At 57.1% G+C, this 315-nt stretch carries 1 pseudogene; it reads left to right on the top strand.

Going from position 1 to position 315, the window contains the following annotated elements:
• Positions 1 to 315, top strand: a pseudogene (locus BK660_RS32370) (glycosyltransferase family 1 protein); the annotation flags it as partial.

Here is a 315-nt window from a genome sequence, read left to right as displayed (position 1 = left end):
GAATGTTTCATCTATCGTTTGAGCAAACAGCAGCAGTTGAATCTGGGGTCGTTTCTGGCCTCGGTCGATTACCAGACCTTTGAACGCGTGGTGATTTTCTCCCGGGTCAAGCGTCTGGCCACGCAACTGCAGGTGCTCAAGTGCATTCCCGGGCTGGTGTTTCTCGAGCACGATGCCTACCAGAACTACATGCCGGCGAGTAAATATCGGGGCGTGTATTCACGGCTCTATCGTCGTCTGCCAAGTTGTCGGGCGCTGGTGTCCGGTGCCGTGGCCGCGCGCAAGATGCTCGCCGAAGGCATCGACACGGTGTTC

Origin of the sequence: Pseudomonas brassicacearum (genome assembly GCF_003732265.1) — a bacterium.
GTDB classification, from domain to species: domain Bacteria; phylum Pseudomonadota; class Gammaproteobacteria; order Pseudomonadales; family Pseudomonadaceae; genus Aquipseudomonas; species Aquipseudomonas brassicacearum_D.
This window is presented reverse-complemented; position numbering and strand designations above follow the sequence as displayed.